General features: G+C 60.6%; 18 protein-coding genes. 7 read left to right on the forward strand and 11 right to left on the reverse strand.

The window, feature by feature from the left end; genetic code table 11:
- Positions 1 to 145 precede the first annotated feature (145 nt).
- Positions 146 to 652: a DUF1993 domain-containing protein gene (locus tag BLV09_RS29095; protein WP_146689846.1), complete on the forward strand. Its 507-nt coding sequence runs from the start codon at positions 146 to 148 to the stop codon at positions 650 to 652.
- Positions 653 to 770: 118 nt separating this feature from the next.
- Positions 771 to 1,403, forward strand: coding sequence for an alpha-ketoglutarate-dependent dioxygenase AlkB (locus BLV09_RS29100; protein WP_244548837.1), 633 nt, complete (start codon positions 771 to 773; stop codon positions 1,401 to 1,403).
- 127 nt (positions 1,404 to 1,530) lie between these two features.
- Here BLV09_RS29100 and BLV09_RS29105 read toward each other — a convergent pair whose 3' ends face one another.
- The gene (locus BLV09_RS29105; RefSeq protein ID WP_244548838.1) at positions 1,531 to 2,067 is read right to left on the reverse strand and encodes a TetR/AcrR family transcriptional regulator; all 537 of its coding nucleotides are present in this window, start codon (positions 2,065 to 2,067) and stop codon (positions 1,531 to 1,533) included.
- 194 nt (positions 2,068 to 2,261) lie between these two features.
- On the opposite strand from BLV09_RS29105, the gene BLV09_RS29110 reads away from it, so the two are divergent.
- Both BLV09_RS29110 and BLV09_RS29115 read left to right on the forward strand, forming a co-directional pair.
- The gene (locus tag BLV09_RS29110; protein ID WP_244548839.1) at positions 2,262 to 3,023 is read left to right on the forward strand and encodes an alpha/beta fold hydrolase; all 762 of its coding nucleotides are present in this window, start codon (positions 2,262 to 2,264) and stop codon (positions 3,021 to 3,023) included.
- 62 nt (positions 3,024 to 3,085) lie between these two features.
- The gene (locus BLV09_RS29115; protein ID WP_146689848.1) at positions 3,086 to 4,720 is read left to right on the forward strand and encodes an FAD-dependent oxidoreductase; all 1,635 of its coding nucleotides are present in this window, start codon (positions 3,086 to 3,088) and stop codon (positions 4,718 to 4,720) included.
- 187 nt (positions 4,721 to 4,907) lie between these two features.
- Here the strand turns inward: BLV09_RS29115 and BLV09_RS29120 are convergent, their stop codons facing one another.
- The 4 genes from BLV09_RS29120 to BLV09_RS29135 all read right to left on the reverse strand — a co-directional run bounded on the left by BLV09_RS29120 (position 4,908) and on the right by BLV09_RS29135 (position 9,508).
- Entirely contained in the window at positions 4,908 to 6,401 is a 1,494-nt protein-coding gene (locus tag BLV09_RS29120; protein WP_197684987.1) for an MFS transporter, read from the reverse strand.
- Positions 6,402 to 6,618: 217 nt separating this feature from the next.
- A complete protein-coding gene (locus BLV09_RS29125) occupies positions 6,619 to 7,764 on the reverse strand; it encodes an alkene reductase (protein ID WP_349536696.1) in 1,146 nt (381 codons plus the stop codon).
- 128 nt (positions 7,765 to 7,892) lie between these two features.
- Positions 7,893 to 8,666 (reverse strand): SDR family NAD(P)-dependent oxidoreductase, encoded by a 774-nt coding sequence (locus tag BLV09_RS29130; protein ID WP_146689850.1) that lies wholly within the window; start codon positions 8,664 to 8,666, stop codon positions 7,893 to 7,895.
- 152 nt (positions 8,667 to 8,818) lie between these two features.
- Complete coding sequence (locus BLV09_RS29135) at positions 8,819 to 9,508, reverse strand: antibiotic biosynthesis monooxygenase family protein (RefSeq protein ID WP_146689851.1); 690 nt, start codon at positions 9,506 to 9,508, stop codon at positions 8,819 to 8,821.
- A 215-nt stretch (positions 9,509 to 9,723) separates the two neighbouring features.
- Here BLV09_RS29135 and BLV09_RS29140 point away from each other — a divergent pair, with 215 nt between their 5' ends.
- A complete protein-coding gene (locus BLV09_RS29140; RefSeq protein ID WP_146689852.1) occupies positions 9,724 to 10,275 on the forward strand; it encodes a TetR/AcrR family transcriptional regulator in 552 nt (183 codons plus the stop codon).
- 139 nt (positions 10,276 to 10,414) lie between these two features.
- Here BLV09_RS29140 and BLV09_RS29145 read toward each other — a convergent pair whose 3' ends face one another.
- The gene (locus tag BLV09_RS29145; RefSeq protein ID WP_146689853.1) at positions 10,415 to 11,599 is read right to left on the reverse strand and encodes a hypothetical protein; all 1,185 of its coding nucleotides are present in this window, start codon (positions 11,597 to 11,599) and stop codon (positions 10,415 to 10,417) included.
- Positions 11,600 to 11,900: 301 nt separating this feature from the next.
- Here BLV09_RS29145 and BLV09_RS29150 point away from each other — a divergent pair, with 301 nt between their 5' ends.
- Positions 11,901 to 12,749 carry a hypothetical protein gene (locus BLV09_RS29150; protein ID WP_146689854.1) on the forward strand — a complete coding sequence of 283 codons (849 nt, stop codon included), beginning with the start codon at positions 11,901 to 11,903 and terminating at the stop codon, positions 12,747 to 12,749.
- On the opposite strand, the gene BLV09_RS29155 is transcribed toward BLV09_RS29150, so the two are convergent.
- From BLV09_RS29155 to BLV09_RS29170, 4 genes are read right to left on the reverse strand one after another with little or no spacing between them, the layout of a single operon-like run.
- The gene (locus BLV09_RS29155; protein WP_146689855.1) at positions 12,743 to 13,912 is read right to left on the reverse strand and encodes a hypothetical protein; all 1,170 of its coding nucleotides are present in this window, start codon (positions 13,910 to 13,912) and stop codon (positions 12,743 to 12,745) included. The genes BLV09_RS29150 and BLV09_RS29155 overlap by 7 nt on opposite strands.
- A gap of 55 nt (positions 13,913 to 13,967) precedes the next feature.
- Entirely contained in the window at positions 13,968 to 15,086 is a 1,119-nt protein-coding gene (locus BLV09_RS29160; RefSeq protein ID WP_167558911.1) for a hypothetical protein, read from the reverse strand.
- The gene (locus BLV09_RS29165) at positions 15,077 to 15,427 is read right to left on the reverse strand and encodes a hypothetical protein (RefSeq protein ID WP_146689857.1); all 351 of its coding nucleotides are present in this window, start codon (positions 15,425 to 15,427) and stop codon (positions 15,077 to 15,079) included. The genes BLV09_RS29160 and BLV09_RS29165 overlap by 10 nt, the downstream gene beginning before the upstream one ends.
- Positions 15,427 to 15,999, reverse strand: a complete 573-nt coding sequence (locus BLV09_RS29170; protein ID WP_146689858.1) for a hypothetical protein — start codon at positions 15,997 to 15,999, stop codon at positions 15,427 to 15,429. Before BLV09_RS29170 ends, BLV09_RS29165 begins: the two co-directional genes overlap by 1 nt.
- Positions 16,000 to 16,405: 406 nt before the next feature.
- Between BLV09_RS29170 and BLV09_RS29175 the strand changes: the two genes are divergently transcribed.
- Positions 16,406 to 16,864: a YbgC/FadM family acyl-CoA thioesterase gene (locus BLV09_RS29175; protein WP_244548840.1), complete on the forward strand. Its 459-nt coding sequence runs from the start codon at positions 16,406 to 16,408 to the stop codon at positions 16,862 to 16,864.
- A gap of 12 nt (positions 16,865 to 16,876) precedes the next feature.
- Here the strand turns inward: BLV09_RS29175 and BLV09_RS37500 are convergent, their stop codons facing one another.
- Positions 16,877 to 17,095 (reverse strand): hypothetical protein, encoded by a 219-nt coding sequence (locus BLV09_RS37500; RefSeq protein ID WP_167558565.1) that lies wholly within the window; start codon positions 17,093 to 17,095, stop codon positions 16,877 to 16,879.
- Between the last annotated feature and the right edge of the window lie 120 nt (positions 17,096 to 17,215).

The following is a 17,215-nucleotide window of genomic DNA, read 5'->3' on the forward strand; positions in this document are numbered from 1 at the left end:
GTTGCCGCGGTCTCGGCCCCTCGACCAGCCTTCGCCTGGACCAAAGGGGCGCGTCCCAGCGGACTGGGAAAATCACATCAATCAATGAGCCGGTCTATGACGACGGCAACACGCCACGAGCGTAAAATCCAGAAGGAAGAATCCTGTGTATCATCAAGTCGTTTCGCAGTGCGTCCAGTCCTTGAAAACTGTAGAGGTCTTGCTCGACAAGGCCGAGCAATTTGCCGCTGCCAAGCAGTTTGACGTCCGTGTGCTGTTGAACGGCCGTCTCGCGCCCGACATGAAGCCCTTGATCTACCAGGTGCAGAGCGCTTGCGACTATGTCAAAGCCGCCGCCGCGTGGCTTTCCGGGCAGACGCCTCCAAAGCACGAAGACAATGAGCAAACCCTCAAAGAGCTGCGCGCTCGCGTTCGGAAAACTGTCGATTTCGCCGAAAGCGTAGGCAAGACACAATACGAAGGCGCAGAAGGCCGCAAAGTCAGCCTTTCGTGGGTTCCCGGGAAGGTCATCGGTGGCGAGGATTATCTGCTTCAGATAACGATTCCGAACGTCTACTTCCACATTGCGATGACGTACGCGGTTCTCCGCAACGGCGGCGTTGACGTCGGCAAGATGGACTTCCTTGGGCCAATGAATTTTGTCGAAGCCTGACGAGACAGGCATTCCTTTCTTGCCCGGACCCTCTCGGCGCCGATCGGTGGCGCGGTCGCCCTGCGGCAAGCCGTCCGCTCACCACAAGTCGAGCCTCCAAGAAGAATCTCCAGATTCGATGCCCGTGAAACGCGCTTTAGCAAAGAAATACACCAGCAGCCCCGTCAGTGGCATGGGCGACCTGTTCGGGGATCCCGAGCTGCCTGCCGGTTTCCGCTATATCCCGTATGTAATATCGACCGCCGACGAAAAGAGCCTCGTTCAGCGATTTAAAAAGCTGCCCCTGAAGCCCTTTGAATTTCACGGACATCAGGGCAATCGCCGCATATACACCTTCGGGCACAGATATGTCTTCGCAGGCCAGGAGCCGCGCGCCGATGCGAGCATTCCCGATTACCTTCTGCCGCTCACCGACGTTGCAAGCCAGATCAGTGGCGTGCCGGCCGAGGCGTTTGAGCAGTTCATGGTGACGGAGTATGCGCCGGGTGCTGGAATCGGCTGGCACCGCGACCGACCGTCGTATGAAGATATCGTCGCAGTGTCGTTTCTCGCGCCTTGCACATTGCGGCTGCGTCGGAGGGCGGGGGAGGGCTGGGAGCGCCGGTCCGCGCATGTCCAACCACGATCAGTGTATTTGCTCCATGGCCCGGTGCGGAACAGCTGGCAGCACAGCATCGCGCCGATGGACGTTCTGCGCTACTCCGTGACCTTGCGTACGTTTCGCCCTGGCCGAAACTCCTCGAGCGATTAGCGTTCCACCATTGCGGTTGTCAGATCGGCGAATAGATGGGCGAAGTGATTAGATAAAACGTCCGCGGCGATGGTGAGGTCGCTTCAGCCCGAAGCCGGGATCATGACAGCACGCTTTCGCGCGATCATCAGGCGACTGCGAATGTGGACCCGGTAAGCCCCGCAGTCGCCTGATCGAACGCAGAGATATCGTGATAGGCACGCGTAAGAATCAGGCCTCCTTCCAACGCCGCCATCACATGGAAAGCCCGACCCACAGCATTCGCTCCGCCAATTCTGCTCGAAAGGTCGTCGATGCAGCGTCGAAAGAACATCTCGATTTCCTGCACGATCTCGGGCGGTAGACCGCCCGCTTGAGCTCCAAGCATGCCGCCTAGACACATCCGGCCATCCCGTTCGATCGCGCTGCGAAACGCGGATCGATAGATCGCAATCACCTGGTCGCCGCTCTCATCATGCCGCCGCGCGACCAGTTCGAAGAAGCGATCCCCGTATCGGCGCGCGACCGCAGCGGCCATTCCCGCCTTGGTCGGAAAATGGTGGTGGACACTGGCGCTCTTGATGCCGATCTCGGCTGCGAGATCGCGGAAGCTGAAGCCCCGGTAGCCCGCCTCGCGGATGCGAGCCTCGGCCAGGTCCATCAGGCGCTCTGCCGTTTCGTTCATTGCATTTCCTATCTCTACTGATAGATAGACGTTGACGGCAGGGATTTCCAGAGTTATCCCTTTCTCTACCTATCGATAGAGCGGAGAAGGAGCTCATGAGCAACGAACAGGATACGCCGGCCGTTCGCCACGTCGACACGCCGTCAGGCCGAATCGGTTACGTGGAAGTGGGATCGGGACCGGTCGCTCTCTTCGTGCACGGCGTGCTGCTGAACAAGCACATGTGGCGCTACCAGCTCGGCGCGCTTTCAGATTTTCGGCGGTGCATCGCGGTCGACCTGCTTGCGCACGGCGACACGGAAATCGCAGCCGCTCAGAACGTATCTGTGACCGCCAACGCGAATATGCTGAAAGAAGTGCTCGACGCGCTGCATATAGATCAGGTCGATCTGGTCGGAAACGACAGCGGCGGAGGGATTTGCCAGATCTTCGCCGCGCTCAATCCGGATCGGGTGCGGATGCTGACGCTCACCAACTGCGATACCCATGACAACTGGCCGCCTGAAGCATTCAAACCGTTCGTGGAAATGGTTTCTGCCGGCGGGCTGAGCAAAACCCTCAACGCAATGCTCGGCGACAAATCGATCTATCGCTCGCCAGGGGCGCTTGGCCCGGCCTACGAGCATCCCGAAGCCGTCACGGACGAAGATATCGAAATCTACCTGCGGCCACACCTGCGCAACGAGCAGCGTACCCACGATCTGGAGCGTTTCGTCGGCGCATTCGACAATAAGCACACTTTGGCCATCGAGCCCCGATTGCGGCAGCTCAAGGCTCCGACGCTGATCGTCTGGGCCACGGACGATGTCTACTTTCCGGTGAAATGGGCGCACTGGCTGGCCGAAGCGATCCCAGGAGCGAGACCGCCCGTCGAACTGCCCGGAGCGCGGCTTTTCTTTCCCGAGGAGCGGGCGGACGCATTCAATCGGCTGCTGCGCGGCCATTGGGTCGGCTGACCAATCCGACCCGTACGATTCGGCGTCGCACGAGCCGAATCCCCATCAGCGAGGCACTTGGTATGCTGCTGGAAGACCGACTGGCCCAAATCGTTCCGACGCTGACTCCAGCTCAGATACAGTTCGCTCTTCGTTTCGCGAGCGGTCCTGAGCGGCGTTTTGCACCGGACGAAAAGCTTCTCGATGTCGGCGATCGGGACATGGCCGTGTGGCTGGTCGTCGAGGGGGGCATCGTTGCGAGCCGACGGGATGGTCTGGGCCGGGAGGGGATATTTGCCACCGGCGGACCGGGTCAGTTCAGCGGAGAAGTAAGTGACCTTGCCGGGCATGCCTCCTTGGCCATGGTCTGCGCGGGACCGAACGGGTGCACGGCCTATCCGTTCGATCTCCCTCATCTTCGAGCTCTGCTCATCAGCAGCGCGGACATCGGCGAACTGATGATGCGGGCCTTCATCCTGCGGCGCGCCGCGCTGTTGGAGGGGGACAGCGTTGGCTCGGTCATCCTTGGAGAAGCGGGATCGCCGGCGACGGTTCGCCTTCGGGGCCTGCTTACCCGGAACAGCTACCCGCACTCGCTGATCGATGCAGGTGGTACTGAAGGTAAAGCCCTTGTCGAGCGCCTCGGCGTGCAGGCGGCCGATTTGCCGATCCTGATCTGCCCGAACGGGACGGTGCTGCGGCGGCCCAGCGATACTGAGGCGGGAGTAGGGCTGGGAATCGTTCCCGATATCAAGCCTGGAACGACGTACGACGTGATCGTCGTTGGCGCGGGCCCGGCAGGCCTCGCTGTTGCCGTGTATGCGGCATCGGAGGGGCTCTCCGTTCTGGTTGTCGATAGCCGCTCGTTCGGTGGCCAAGCGGGCGCATCCTCGAGGATCGAGAACTATCTGGGATTTCCGACCGGCATCTCCGGCCAGGCGCTTACGGCGCGCGCATTTCTTCAAGCTCAGAAATTCGGTGCTCAATTTGCGGTGCCGGTCTCGGTCGTCGAACTCGATTGCTCGCAGCCACCGTTGCACCGCGTGGCACTCGACAATGGCGTTTCAATTTGTGGACGGACGGTCGTGATCGCGTCGGGCGCGCGTTACCGGCGGCCAGAGATCGAAAACCTCGACCGCTTCGAGGCAACCAGCGTCTCGTACTGGGCGACGACGATCGAGGCGGCCCTGTGCGAGGGCCGCGATATCGTTCTCGTCGGAGGAGGCAATTCTGCGGGGCAGGCGGCTGTCTTCCTCGCCGCGCACGCGCGCCAGGTACACCTGGCTGTCCGCTCGTCGGGCCTCGATGCCTCCATGTCCCGCTACCTGATCGACAGGATCAAGGCGACGCCCAACATCGACTTGCGGGTCCGCACCGCCGTCACCGGATTGTCGGGTACGGCAGATGGTACACTGGAAAGCATCGACATGACCTGCCGTGAGAGCGGCGACAGTCGCCGGGTCGACGCACGGCACATGTTCTTGTTCATCGGTGCCGATCCCAACACCCAGTGGCTCGATCGGCGTATCACCCTGGACAACAAGGGCTTCGTTGCCACCGGTAGCGATCCGCAATTGCCGTTGGCAACCAGCAGCCCCGGTGTTTTTGCGATCGGAGACGTGCGGCGCGGATCGGTGAAGCGCGTGGCGGCCGGCGTCGGCGAGGGTGCCGCGGCCGTAGCTCAGATCCACGCCTACCTCGCCACCCTTCATTCGTAGTCCATGGTGACTTAAGCGGATGGAGCGTCGGCGGCTTGTCGCAGGCAGGTGAGGCAGTCGAACTGCCTTTGGTCGGCGTACCCGGACCTCCTGCTCGACTTGCACATCGACCCCGCCACCTATGACGACGCTGTCACGAAGCGCGGCGCCCGCAGGTCGGTGGCAAACATAAGCTGCGTGTCCCGCTCTAGGATGAGCGCGTTCCAGCCGCCCGGATGAGCCGCCAACTCGCCAGGCTTGCAAAAACTGCGACGACCGCAGCAACGGAGAGTGCAGCACCGAAGCCGGCTGCTACGCTGGCGTGCACCGCGCCTTGGAGGGCGATTCGAATCGGATCTGATAAAGCAGACAAAGCACCGCTCGCGTCGCCGCCCACGATCCGAAGGCTCAGGTCGTGCCAATCGATCCTCTGATCGAGCACGAGCGACCTTCCAAGCCTTCGAAGGTTGGCCTCGGCCACGCCCGCGAGCACTGCGCCCAGCCCCGCGACACCGGCGACGATGCCAATGAACCGCGTCGTACTTGCCAATCCGGAGGCCATTCCGGCGCGCTCTGGCGGAACGGAGCTGACTTGAGCTTTCGCCGTCTCGCTGTTGAGCAGGCCCGCGCCGGATCCCGTGATGAACATGCCGATCGCAGCCGTCCAATATGCGAGGTCCGACAGCACGGCTGCTGCCGCGATCGCATTGCCAAGCGCGACCAATCCGAGACCGAAGCTCAGGATCGCACGGCTGGACATGCGCGTCGCGAGCCTGCCGCCCACGCTGGGACCGATCAGCAGCGGCAATGCGAAAGGTATCATTGCGAGACCTGCGATCGCCGGCGAAAGCACAAACGCATCCTGGAGATAGAGCGGAAGGATCGTCATCATGACTTGTGCTGCGGTCGCGTAACCCAGCATAGCGACGGCTGCTCCGGTGACGGTCGGATCGCGGAATATCGACAGGTCGATCATCGGGCGTGGGTGTTTGCGTTCGGCAAAAACGAACGCCACAAGCAGGACCGTGCCCACTGCTAATCTGATGATTGTCGGCGCACTCTCCCAGCCGATGCTATTTGCATCGATCAGAGCCCACACGACGCTGAAAAGACCGGCGCCAAAGAGGATGATTCCTGGATAGTCCAAGCCTGACGCTTTCGGGTCGCGAGATTCCGCGACCGATGTCAGGGCGAGGACGATCAATCCGGCGCCCAACGGCAAATTGATGTAAAACGCCCATCGCCATCCCAAATAGGACGTAACGAGGCCGCCGAGGATCGGACCGAGAGGCGGTGCCATACCCATTACGGTGCCCCAGATCGCGTAGACGCGGTCTCGTTCGTGAGGTTCGAATCCGTGTGCGACAACGGCCAGCGACGAAGTCAGCTGGAGCGCGGCGCCGACCGCCTGCAATGCGCGCGCGCCGTTTAGCGTAGCGAGATTAGGTGCCGCACCGCAGAGAAAAGAGGCGAATGTGAAGATCGACAGCCCGATAAGCAGCATGCGCCGCCGCCCAAGACGGTCGGCCAAGGCGCCTGCTGGCATCAGCAGTGCCGCGAACGGAAGGATATAGGCGCTGACAACCCATTCGACATCGGTGAATCCGCCGTGCAGGTCGCGCGCAATGGATGGCAGCGAGACCGCGACAATGTTGGTGTCGAGCATGATGAGAAAGGGCGCGCCGGCACAACAAAGCAACATGCGCAGCTTCCGGCCAGAGAACCGAGCCGTCGGAGACGGTGGCATAGCATCAGTCTGCAGCTGTCCCGCTGCAATACCGAGGCTATTTTCGCCATTCCTGAGCACGAAACCATCCATTCCGCTGTTCCGCGACCTGCGCGATGAGCTTGGCTATGTAGATCAGCGACAAGAGGTCCTGCCGACGCGCAGACGATCGGCAGGGCTTTCGAAGGCTCAATCAGGAAGTGGGAAGCAGAGCCTGTAAGGACGTTTCGTAGGTGGGATAGTCGGTGTAGCCGCGCGCGGTGTAGCCATAGAAGGTGCTGCGGTCATATGGGTTCAGCCGCAAGCCGAGTTCGATCCTCCTGGGCAAGTCGGGATTCGCGATGAAGTGACGGCCGAAGGCGATTAGGCTCGCATCGCCATTGACCACGCTTGCCTCGGCCGTCTCCGGATTGAATCCACCGGCTGCGATGACTGGTCCCTTGAAGATCTTGCTCAATTCTTGGGCTGCGACCGGCGCCTGCGCTTCGGCAATGGTCTCACCGCCCTTCACCCGCGGTTCGATGAGGTGAAGATACGCGAGCCCGAAGCCGTCGAGCCGCTCTGCCACCGAGCGGAACAGCGCACGGGGATTGCTGTCGCCCATGCCATTGAACGTCCCGCTTGGCGCGAGCCGAACCCCGACCCGATCCGCGCCCCAGACTTCGCTCAACGTCTGGACGACTTCGACCAGAAGACGCATTCGATTCTCGACCGTACCGCCGTATTGGTCGCTCCGCTTGTTGGTGTTGTTCTGCAGAAACTGATCTATCAGGTGGCCGTTGGCCGCCATCAGCTCGACACCATCGAAACCCGCTTTCTTGGCGTTGCGCGCGGCGGCGCGATATTGATCGAGGATGCTGGCGATTTCCGCCGTCTCCAGCGCGCGATGCGGCGACGTCTGGCGAAACCCATCAGGCGTATCGACGACGATGCTCGGATCAGCCCAGTAGGTCGGATCGACGGACGCCGTGACCGGTTGCGATCCCGTGATCGAGACATGTGTCGTGCGGCCGGCATGCCAAAGCTGGGTGAAGAAGTATGCGCCCTTGGCGTGAACTGCATCCGTGATGCGTTTCCAGCCTGCCACGTGCTCGTCGGCGTAGAGACCGGGCGCGTGATAGTAGCCTCGCGCGGACGCCGCGATCGCTGTCGCTTCCGTGATCATCAGCCCGCCGTCAGACGCACGCTGCGTATAATAATCGAGCTGCAAGTCGCTCGGAATGCCCGTCCCTGGCTGCGCCCGTAGCCGGCTTATCGGCGGCATGACGACACGGTGTTTCAGTGTGATCGGCCCGATTTGCACGGGCGTGAAGAGCTTCTTTTGAACGTTTATACCCACTGGGATTCTCCGTTCGTGATGAGGCTGCGCTGGAAACGGAAGGGAGGGGCGTGAAGAGGAAGGCGGTCCCGCGCGGGTCGAGCGCGGGACGGATCACTAAGGTCGGATGTTGCCCCGACCGCAGGCGATCACTGCCTGCCAGCCATGATGCCGCCGTCGACCGGAAGGATGACCCCGGTGATGAAGCTCGCCTGATCCGAGGCAAGGAACAGGAGCGCTTCGGCCGCGTCTGCGGGCTGACCGTTGCGGCCAAGAGGGTGCATCGCATTGAAGGTCGGCAAAACGGTCTTCACCTGCTCCGGCGTCAGGAATGTGCTGAAGACCGGGGTCTCGATCACGCCGGGCGCGATCGCATTCACGCGGATCTTGTCGGGCGCCAGCTCGATCGCGAGGTTCTTGACCAGCGCATGGACGCCACCATTGGCCGCTGAATAGGCCGATGACGGCGTGGCGCCGATCGCCTGCAGGCCCCACATGGAGCCAGTTTGCACGATCGCGCCGCCGCGGCCCGCAGCCTTCATGGTCTTGGCGGCCGCCTGTGCGATGAAAAACTTGCCCTTGAGGATGATGTTCAGGAAACGATCGTATTCATCTTCGGTGACGTCGAGGAATGGCTTCGGCCCGAAGATGCCGGCGTTGTTGAACAGGACGTCTAGGCGGCCAAAGCGATCAAGCGCTGCCTTCACCGCTGCTTGTCCGGTCGCCGGCAGGGAAATGTCGCCCACATGGGCGATAGCACGCTTTCCGGTCGCGTCGATTTGCTTGGCTGCGGCTTCAGCTTTGGCGGCATCGCGTCCGATGATGACGACAGATCCACCTTCAGCGACAAATCGGGTCGCCACTTCCTTGCCGATGCCCGAACTGCCTCCTGTAACGATCGCGACCTTGTCCTGAAAACGCATGGCAACTCTCCCGGTTATTCTACCTATCGATAGATTGATGAGCTTCCGAGAATTAACTCTGGAAACTGGATGCGTCAAGCCTGATCTATCGATAGAGAGGAACAACGTCGTGACGGGCGGCGGACGGATTGCCGACCTTCCTCCGACGGAACCTATCGGTGCGTCATCAGGCCACGCGGAACGTCAGGATAATATTGTGGGCTTTCACGTCGATCGAACATGCCGTAGTCACGCACGATGCGCACGACGCGATGACGAACAGCGTTGGCCTCGGTAGGGAGCTGTGGTTCAAACTGCTCAGCGGAGTTGCGGTCGCGCCAGCTCGCCAACAATGCAAGCTTTCCCGCATTGTAGATGCTTGAGAAAACGTCGTGGTCGATCAGGGCCGGGTGCCTTCGATCGAGCGACAAGCGGTCAGCGAGCTCCGACAGAGCCAGCGATCCCGATCTAGTCGGTGCCGGCAAAACCTCGGTAAGCGTTGCAAATTTCCCGGCGCCGACCTCCGTCTCGTCCAAACGCTGTTCAACCAGAGGCACGCCGTCGGGAGGCGCCGTATCCGCCACGATTTCGCCAACCCGCAAATGATAATCTTGAAAGACGTCGTCGCGGCCGCGCTGTTGAGTCTCGTGGTGCTTGGCTACGGTGCGCCATCTCACAACGGACTTTTCGTCTCGCCACGTGGAATGCGACAGGATCCACCCCGGCCGGCGCGCGCTTTCGAAGCGCTCGTTGTCGACGAACCCGTCGATGGCCTGCAGGATCGGCCTCAAGTCTTTCGCAAGAGCGAGGTAAAGGTCGAATTGTTCTTTCTTGGGATGGACTTCGAAGATCACCGAGAACATCTTGATTACCCAGCTTGCCTGAGATTCGTGCCGAGGGAGGGGATGTCTTCCGCGATCGACGGGCCGAAGCCCGGCCAAGGACCCGAAGATTAGGCTTGCGACAGACGTTCGCTATCTTGCATAGCATTGTGCCCTATCGATAGATAGACTGACGGGCATTGTTTTTGGTCTCTTTAAGCCCTACCTATCGAGAGGTAGCCACGGGAGCAGACCCAATGAGTGACGTCGCCGCCGCCATCATGGACGCCGCCGAGCGGCGAATGCGGAAGGGCGGATTCAGCGGTTTCAGTTTTCGAGAGATTGCAGTCGACGTGGGCGTCAAGAGTTCTAGTGTCCACTATCATTTCCCGACCAAGGAGAATCTCGCGGCTGCCGTCATCCAGCGCTATACCGCACAGACGGCGGATTTGATCGAACGGGAGCTCCAGAAGGAGCCAAACCCGGTGAAGGTTTGGGTGAAAGCGTTCCGAGGGACTCTGCACTCAGAGGATCGCATGTGTCCATGCGCCGTGCTCGGTGCATCAACCATGGATCTGCCGTCGGAAGTGTCAGCGGAAGTAAAGAAGTTCTTCAAGATGTGTCATGAGAAGCTCGTGCAGGAGGGCCTCTCGTCGGATGAGGCCTCGCAATTGCTGGCAACGATCACGGGCGCGTTGGTGGTGGCCAATGCGGTGAATGACTTCGCGACATATGATCGTGCTACGCGTGAGTTCACCCGAGCGTGGAAACCTGCGCCGGTGAAAGTTGGTCGCCAGCGTTCGAAGTAAACGTCAAACGCGCGCCGCGTGAATTCCGGCGGCTCGCCAAACCCAGCCTTTTGTAGGCACCGTATCAAAGCTTTGGAGCGCGGTAGCGCGGCTCAAGTAGGGATCGAAGCCGCAAGGCCCGAGCCGCGTGGGCGAAGTGTCAACCGAATCCATGCCGCGGCGACCACGTGAACCGGTCGGGTGCCGAGGTCCTCGTGAGCCTCGAAAGCAGCGCCAATCCATCCCGAAAGAGCACGAACGGATACCGTGATCCATCATCGCGCGAAGGGCTGTCAAATCCCGGAACTAGGCCGAACGGCTCGGTCGCTGGTAGATCAACAACTCTGGGAAACGGGGCCGCCTGGCCGCCTATCATTCCGGAAAGAAGAGAGAGGAATGACTTCGCGGCAACTTCCTCCATCGCGAACACATTGAAAAAACTACCCTGAAGCCGCCGGAACCAGTGACCGTACTCGCTTGGCGGCAATCGGCCGGCGACGGATTCGAACTCGTCCAGCAGCAGCCAGGGCCGGACGAAGGGAAACAGACTTTCGGCAGCAACCCAGAACCGCCGGCCGCCAAGTCCGAACGTCAGAAATGTTGTGACGATCTCGTCGTCGGGTCGATTGCCAGCACCCCGGAGCCAGTCAATCCACGCGACGATCTGCGGAGCGCCCATCAATAAGAAGTTCGACCGATGCGCGGCGAAAACAACGGAGGCAGGCGCAGACCCCGCACCCGCCTGGGAAACGGCAGGCGGCGGAGCGGGCTTCGACTTTTTCTTTGCTATCTCTGTCTCGGCGATATGTAAGAACGTGTCGGAGGAAACAGGATTAGAGCCGAAAGCCACGGAGTAGCCGTGCACGACCTTTCCATGCGCGCATAATTGGCCGATGTGCGGTTTCACTTGGCGAAAATACTTTTGCTTGGCCTCTCGCTTCATGTCGGCGCTCGTCACCGCTAGCGCAAAAGAACCGTGGGCCTCGGCTAGCACCACGCCATGGGCGGCGACGGCGCCGCCAGCATAGATGAAGTCGGCGTGCGGATTGGCGCTACCGGGTAATGCGACGCCGTTGTCGCGCCAGACGTATCCGAGAGCATTCATCATAACGTCGGTCACGCCAGCGCCAACGCGTCCAGCAAAGCCGGACCGGTCCGCATCGCCAAGCGCCATGATGTCCGGCGAGAGCGCGAAGGAAGATCCATCCCGCACGAGATATTCTATTTGCAGGAGCTGCGAGCGGGCCCATTGGGCAAGCATCGCATCAGGCGCCCGACGTAGCGTGAGCGTTCGCCCCATCGCTGCTGCAAGCGCCTCTGGCCGGACGCGGATGGCTGGCGGCATGGCCGGAGCCACAAACCCGTCCGAGACCGGGCTGGGCCGTTGCCCGTGCACCGTATGCCCGGAAACCAGAACGGTCTTTTCGGTGCGCCATATGGCCGGCGCCGCTACCGTGGCAACTGTCAAAGTCCCCCCAAGATTCTTCGATGCTAAGGATATCTTAAGTCTGGATTTCCTGCTTACGGGCGCCGGCGGGCCTGCATTTGGTTGAGCACAACCGTCCAAATGGACTCGCGGCTTGGGACGCGACTCGCATATTATACCCGCCTATTTTGGGATATTTACCTTCCATTCTGAGCGTTTTGTGCACTTTGCCAGCCAACCTTTGCCGCGCGCCAATCTGACCTTTGATGTCGTTGACGACCTCGTGGGCGCCCATGGACGTGGCCGGCTCAAAGGAGCTCCGCAGGTTCGCTACGCGCCGAACGACGTGTGCCCGCTGATTGAGCTGATGATGGAGGCCAGCACCGGCCGGACGGGCCCTCTCTTGCAAACGCCGTGGCTCGATTCCATCACACAGCTGGATCTTCGCTCCGCGCTCGTGAGCCATCAGAACATTTGGCTCGATGAGACACGGACACGCGGATTCATGCGCACGACCTTCGATCCGCGCGTGGAGGCCGACGATCTGCAGCGAAACCGCTTTCTGATCGCCGCACGAATGGCGGCCGAAACGTCGGGCCTCGTCAAGCCCGTCGCGCAAAGCTTGACGGCAGCGCTGCGTGAGATGGAATCCAACATTCACGAGCATTCTGGCGCGTCATCGACAGGCATTCTTGCCTTCCAGGCCCGCGCTTCTTCCTTTGAATTTGTTGCGGCCGACGCGGGCTATGGGATTCTTGCGACCTTGCGCGAAGACGAGGAATTTGCGGACCTCACCGACCATGGCCTTGCCATGCACACCGCGCTTCAGGAAAACGTATCGCGTTATGGGCGCAAGTCCGGCCACGGAAACGGCTTTCGCGACCTGTTTCTCGGTCTTGCCCATTTGAATGCCGATTTGCGGTTTCGTTCGGGCGATCACGCATTGCTCATCAGCGGCCCGCAACCTGAGTTGAAAACCGCCCGCCTTGCCCAAAAGGCGCCGTTCAAAGGATTTCTCGCCGCCGTGCGGTGCCAGCCAATGATGCCGGGCTCGGACACGCGTCACTGATGTTGAGCCGCGAGATAGTGGAGAACCGCTACGGCTGCGACAACGAGGAGCAGCCCCGCGGCTAGTCCGCGCCAGGATCTTGGCTGCGGCGGTGGGTCGATGCGCTCAACAAGCATGCCGTCACCGAACGCCTTTATGAACGGGTCAAAATCCGAGACCTCAAGCGGATGTTTTGCACCGCCATTGAGATACACGCGGCAGAACGGCTTCGACGGCGGCGCGTCAGTACCCGTCGCGGGCCAGCCGTTGAGGAACACTAAGCCCGACAGAAGCGCCGACGCCTCCGCGTGCGTGATGCCTTCGACTAGCGTCATATCGTTGACGAACGACTGAAACGCCCCCGCCGCAAGCGTCTTGGCGACGTGGTCTGTGGTACCAGCGAAATTCTTATTGAGCTGACCACCGCCAAACCACGGATGGATTATGAAGACAAGGAAGAACGGGCGGTGTCGCGTGAATTGGCCGGTGAAACGATAGGGATAGCCTTCATTCAACTGCGCCATTGTCGTGAGATTGATCGAGCGGGTAGAAACATTCATGCGCTGCTTCTTCTGAACGCTGAACTCCAATGCGCCGCGCTTGGCCTGACCGGAGCTTTGAAGCTCGGCCACCAGACTGGAAAAGCCCTTATAGTCGAGCAGATCCTGAAGCGTGTCGATCGATAAGCTCCAATCGCCACCGAACTGAACCACGTCTTTGGGAAATTCGTCGGCCAATCGCTTCTGCAAGATCTCGGTTTTATGCTCGACAAAGCCGAACCCCTTGATGTCGAGGTTTGCGATTTTGCCGGAAGGGAACGTCGTTTGGCCGTCGGCGGCGGTGCCATTTGGGTTGACAACGTCGGCCCCCGTCATCGGCGCCTGTGCCGTGAACGGCAGGCCTGCATCGTTCAACCATTTGTAAGCGACGAGTTCGCTGAACGCGCCATACGTCTTCTTGCTAGTCAGTTCACCGAGCAGGCTGCGGATCGCGTCATCCGGCATCTTCCCTTGCAACGCCGCTACCGCGTCGACGATGATGGCATTGTGCGGCGGTGAATTAGCGACATTGAAAGCATCTTTATCGCGGGTGCGATCCGACTGGTTCGATGTCCGGTCGACGTAAACAGTGTTCTTTTTCAGGGTCGTGTTTGTCAGATCATACGTCTTGATGATCGGGCTCAATCTCTCGAGTTCGGCGACCCATTGATATCGGGTGTCAATCATGGCGAACGGCCCGTTAGGGAAGCAGGCTTTCGATGCGCGCCCGCATGGTGGCGATATTCTCGACCAGGAGACTGTCGACCGGCTGGCCGATCAGCGTAAGTTCGCTCAGCTTCTTCATCTTGCCTTCGTTGTTAAGATAGAGGCGTTGCCGGTGCATCGCGGCCATGAACGCCGACGTATCGATGTAGGTCACACGATTGAAAGCGGGGGCTAAGGCCGGCAACACCGTCAGGCCGCCGATCATGGTGAGATTGAGCGACCGCCCGGCACGGCTGGGAAGCTGCGTCAACTCATGAACGTGAAACGGCAGCCGCTTCCGCCAGGACGCCCCGGTCTTGAACTCGAATGCGACGTCGGTCACTTCCGACCGCTCGGCGATGAACGCGGCGAGACGCTGGTAATCTTTCGGTGTTCGGGCATTGAGGTGATACCCCCCGGGAACGCCGGCAGCGATGATCTCCTGCCAGGCCGTGCCGATGCGCTTCATCGCGTGCATGTCGTTATAGCGCACCTCGTCCGTGAACATGGAGTAGTTCGGTCCCGTGATCAGGGCGACGCCAAGAGCGCGCAGTCCCGCGAGGATCGGGATGCGCCGTTCACTGAGTTTCCACCATGCTTCGATGGACTTATCGCGGCCGCTTCCGATCAGCACGATGCGCGTGTGCGGGCCAATGCCGAACGTTGCTTCGACCTCGGCGTGGCTGGCAAAACGCAGCCACCCGTCCGGACGGTGGAAGCAGCGAAGCGGCAACGCTACCGCCTCGATGTCGAGCGGCTTGGCACGGCGGTTACCGTGATAGATGTAAGGAATGTAGGCGGGCAGTTCCGGGGCCGGACAAGGGGAGGCCCGCGGAATATTATCGAGCTCAAAGCCTTTGATCTCACGCATGCGGTCCCGAAAGCCGATCGGATTATTGGGACACATACCGTCGCAGGTGTCGGGATTGCCGCAGCAATCATCAAGACAGGAGAAAGCGGCTTGCCGTTTGCGGATGCCGCCGCAGGTGCCAAGGTCGGGACAGTCGAGACAGCCCAGGGCCATCGGCAACGCTTCGCCCTCATCCCAGCGGCGACGTTGTCGGCGGAGGTTTGGGGTGACCGGCTGTTCCTGCGGACGGGCGGTTACTCGCAAATGCCTACCTCCAAGGTTTGGCTGATGGGCTGAACGGACGTAATCTCGCCTTCGGCGATGCCCGCGCCCGAGCGCAGGATCGCAACAAGTTCGGCTGGCGCGTTGGGACACTCGGCGATGACAGCGTTCAGCCGCTGCACGATCACCTTGTTATTGATCACACGCAGCATGACTTTTTCGCCGAGCGTCACCGCGACATCGTCACGCATGTCGGCGCGCGCGGTGCGCGAGAACACCGGCACGTCACGGCTGAACAGCGTCGGCGAATTCAGTTCGACGAGGCGGCGGTCGAGCACGCGATTGAAGCCCGGCGCCGCGGTGCGAATAAAATCCAGCCCCATCAGGCAACCTCCAGAACAGGCCGGTACTTCTTGGTACGGCCCTGCAAGATCTCCACCACGAGGCTTTTCGATGCCAAGGATGCGAGGCGGTTATTCCAGGCGGTCGCACCTACGGCATCGACCGAACGGGTTTCTTCGTGCAGTTGCGCCGCGGTGGTCTCGCGCCTGCGGCTTACGAGCTTCAAGGTTTCCTGCAGCTTCTCATCGAGCCGCCCGCAGAGCTGAACGCCGGAGATCGTCCCTGCTCCATCCGTGGTGCAGGTCATGAAGGCGTCACCCGAGCGCCGCAACATCTCTTCGATTTCTTCGCGGACTTTTTCATTCAAGTTGGCGGCGACCGTGTAGCCCGGCTGACGGCGGAGCCGCAGATGATCGCGCAGCGGCACCAGCACCTCGCTGAGATAGGAGGATGTGGCGAGCTCAACGCCACCGAAGTCGAGGAGGACGATGGCGGCCTCCGCCAATTCGGGAAACTGTTCGAGCGCCGCGACGAAGGCGCGTTGACCAGAAAGACGGCCCGCAAGGATGGGGTCGACACCGGGACGAAGCATAGGAAGGGCGATGATCTTCATTTATCTCACTGCAATCGATGAGATAGATATAGGGGGTCTCTCGCCGAGAAGCAACAACAATTTGTACACGAGCCCCGCGAGGGGAAAAGACAAAGGTTCCTAGAGGTTAGGCGGTCGGTTAGCGCGGGCGTCGCCCGGGTGGAGGCGCCGAAGCTCAAGCGCCATACGGCGCTTTAACGGCGCGGTAGCGTCTCAATCAGCTGAGGCTCCTCTGGCGCTCGAACCCACCCCACGATCCTGAAGCGTGGGCTTTTCTCTTTGACGCGCAGCGGCCGACGAGCTCCAGGGCGTGGGGTCTTCAACTCGCCGACCCGATCGGCACGACGGCAGGAGCCAAGCCCAAGATTTTGATGCTTGCTCAGAAAAGAGCCTCTGTGCAAGAGAGTTGGTTCTCGCAACCGCAGCAATGGGAATCGCACTTGTGACAGCCTCTCTTGATGGCGAAATTCGCGACGGCTGCCATCACATGCAGGTTCGCGTCTATTTTGAAGATACAGACTCCGGCCAAATTGTTTATCACGCTAATTTTTTGCGCTTCATGGAACGCGGCAGAACGAATTACTTGCGCCTGCTCGGAACCAGTCAACAAGCGCTGCTCAAAGAAGCAGAGAACGATGCGCCCGGTTTTGCCTTCGTTGTCCGTTCGATAACAATCGATTTTCTAAGACCGGCGATTTTGGACGATCTGCTTGACATCGTCACGGTCCCGCAAGAGGTGAAGGGCGCGTCGATTGACTTGTTGCAGGAATGCAGGCGCGCAGACGATCTCTTAGTCACGGCGCGTGTACGCGTGGCGTTTATCTCAGGCGGAAAAGCGCAACGCATCCCGAAGGCGCTGCGGCTTGCTATGGAGGGGCATCGATAAATCTGCCCTCATTCACGCCTTAGCCGTCCAGCGACCCAATGAAAGCAACCCGTTAGGCTTCTGTTGCGACATCGTCAAATCAGTGTTTCCCGCGCTTTCATACGACGACACCGCGCCCTGGGACACGATCGCGTATCCGATATCACTCCCCACGTCTTGCGCCACAGTTTCGCGAGCATCGCCAAAGATCTCGGCTTTACCGAGGTGACGATCGCGGCTCTGGTCGGCCATGCCAAGGGTTCGGTGAAGCTCCCTGGGCACCAACGCTGCCACCGATACTCTGCCAGGGTCGGACCGCGTTCAGTGCGGCAGGGCGCACGCGAACCTCGAAGCGGATCGGGTCGTCCTCCC

It is taken from the genome of Bradyrhizobium canariense (assembly GCF_900105125.1).
GTDB lineage: Bacteria > Pseudomonadota > Alphaproteobacteria > Rhizobiales > Xanthobacteraceae > Bradyrhizobium > Bradyrhizobium canariense_A.

Excerpts from the sequence above, each read along its gene's own strand:
- BLV09_RS29100 (WP_244548837.1), top strand. The coding sequence starts at position 771 with ATGCCCGTGAAACGCGCTTTAGCAAAGAAATACACCAGCAGCCCCGTC.
- BLV09_RS29105 (WP_244548838.1), bottom strand. The coding sequence starts at position 2,067 with ATGAACGAAACGGCAGAGCGCCTGATGGACCTGGCCGAGGCTCGCATC.
- BLV09_RS29115 (WP_146689848.1), top strand. The coding sequence starts at position 3,086 with ATGCTGCTGGAAGACCGACTGGCCCAAATCGTTCCGACGCTGACTCCA.
- BLV09_RS29120 (WP_197684987.1), bottom strand. The coding sequence starts at position 6,401 with ATGTTGCTTTGTTGTGCCGGCGCGCCCTTTCTCATCATGCTCGACACC.
- BLV09_RS29130 (WP_146689850.1), bottom strand. The coding sequence starts at position 8,666 with ATGCGTTTTCAGGACAAGGTCGCGATCGTTACAGGAGGCAGTTCGGGC.
- BLV09_RS29135 (WP_146689851.1), bottom strand. The coding sequence starts at position 9,508 with ATGTTCTCGGTGATCTTCGAAGTCCATCCCAAGAAAGAACAATTCGAC.
- BLV09_RS29140 (WP_146689852.1), top strand. The coding sequence starts at position 9,724 with ATGAGTGACGTCGCCGCCGCCATCATGGACGCCGCCGAGCGGCGAATG.
- BLV09_RS29145 (WP_146689853.1), bottom strand. The coding sequence starts at position 11,599 with ATGCCGCCAGCCATCCGCGTCCGGCCAGAGGCGCTTGCAGCAGCGATG.
- BLV09_RS29165 (WP_146689857.1), bottom strand. The coding sequence starts at position 15,427 with ATGGGGCTGGATTTTATTCGCACCGCGGCGCCGGGCTTCAATCGCGTG.
- BLV09_RS29170 (WP_146689858.1), bottom strand. The coding sequence starts at position 15,999 with ATGAAGATCATCGCCCTTCCTATGCTTCGTCCCGGTGTCGACCCCATC.
- BLV09_RS29175 (WP_244548840.1), top strand. The coding sequence starts at position 16,406 with ATGGGAATCGCACTTGTGACAGCCTCTCTTGATGGCGAAATTCGCGAC.
- BLV09_RS37500 (WP_167558565.1), bottom strand. The coding sequence starts at position 17,095 with ATGGCCGACCAGAGCCGCGATCGTCACCTCGGTAAAGCCGAGATCTTT.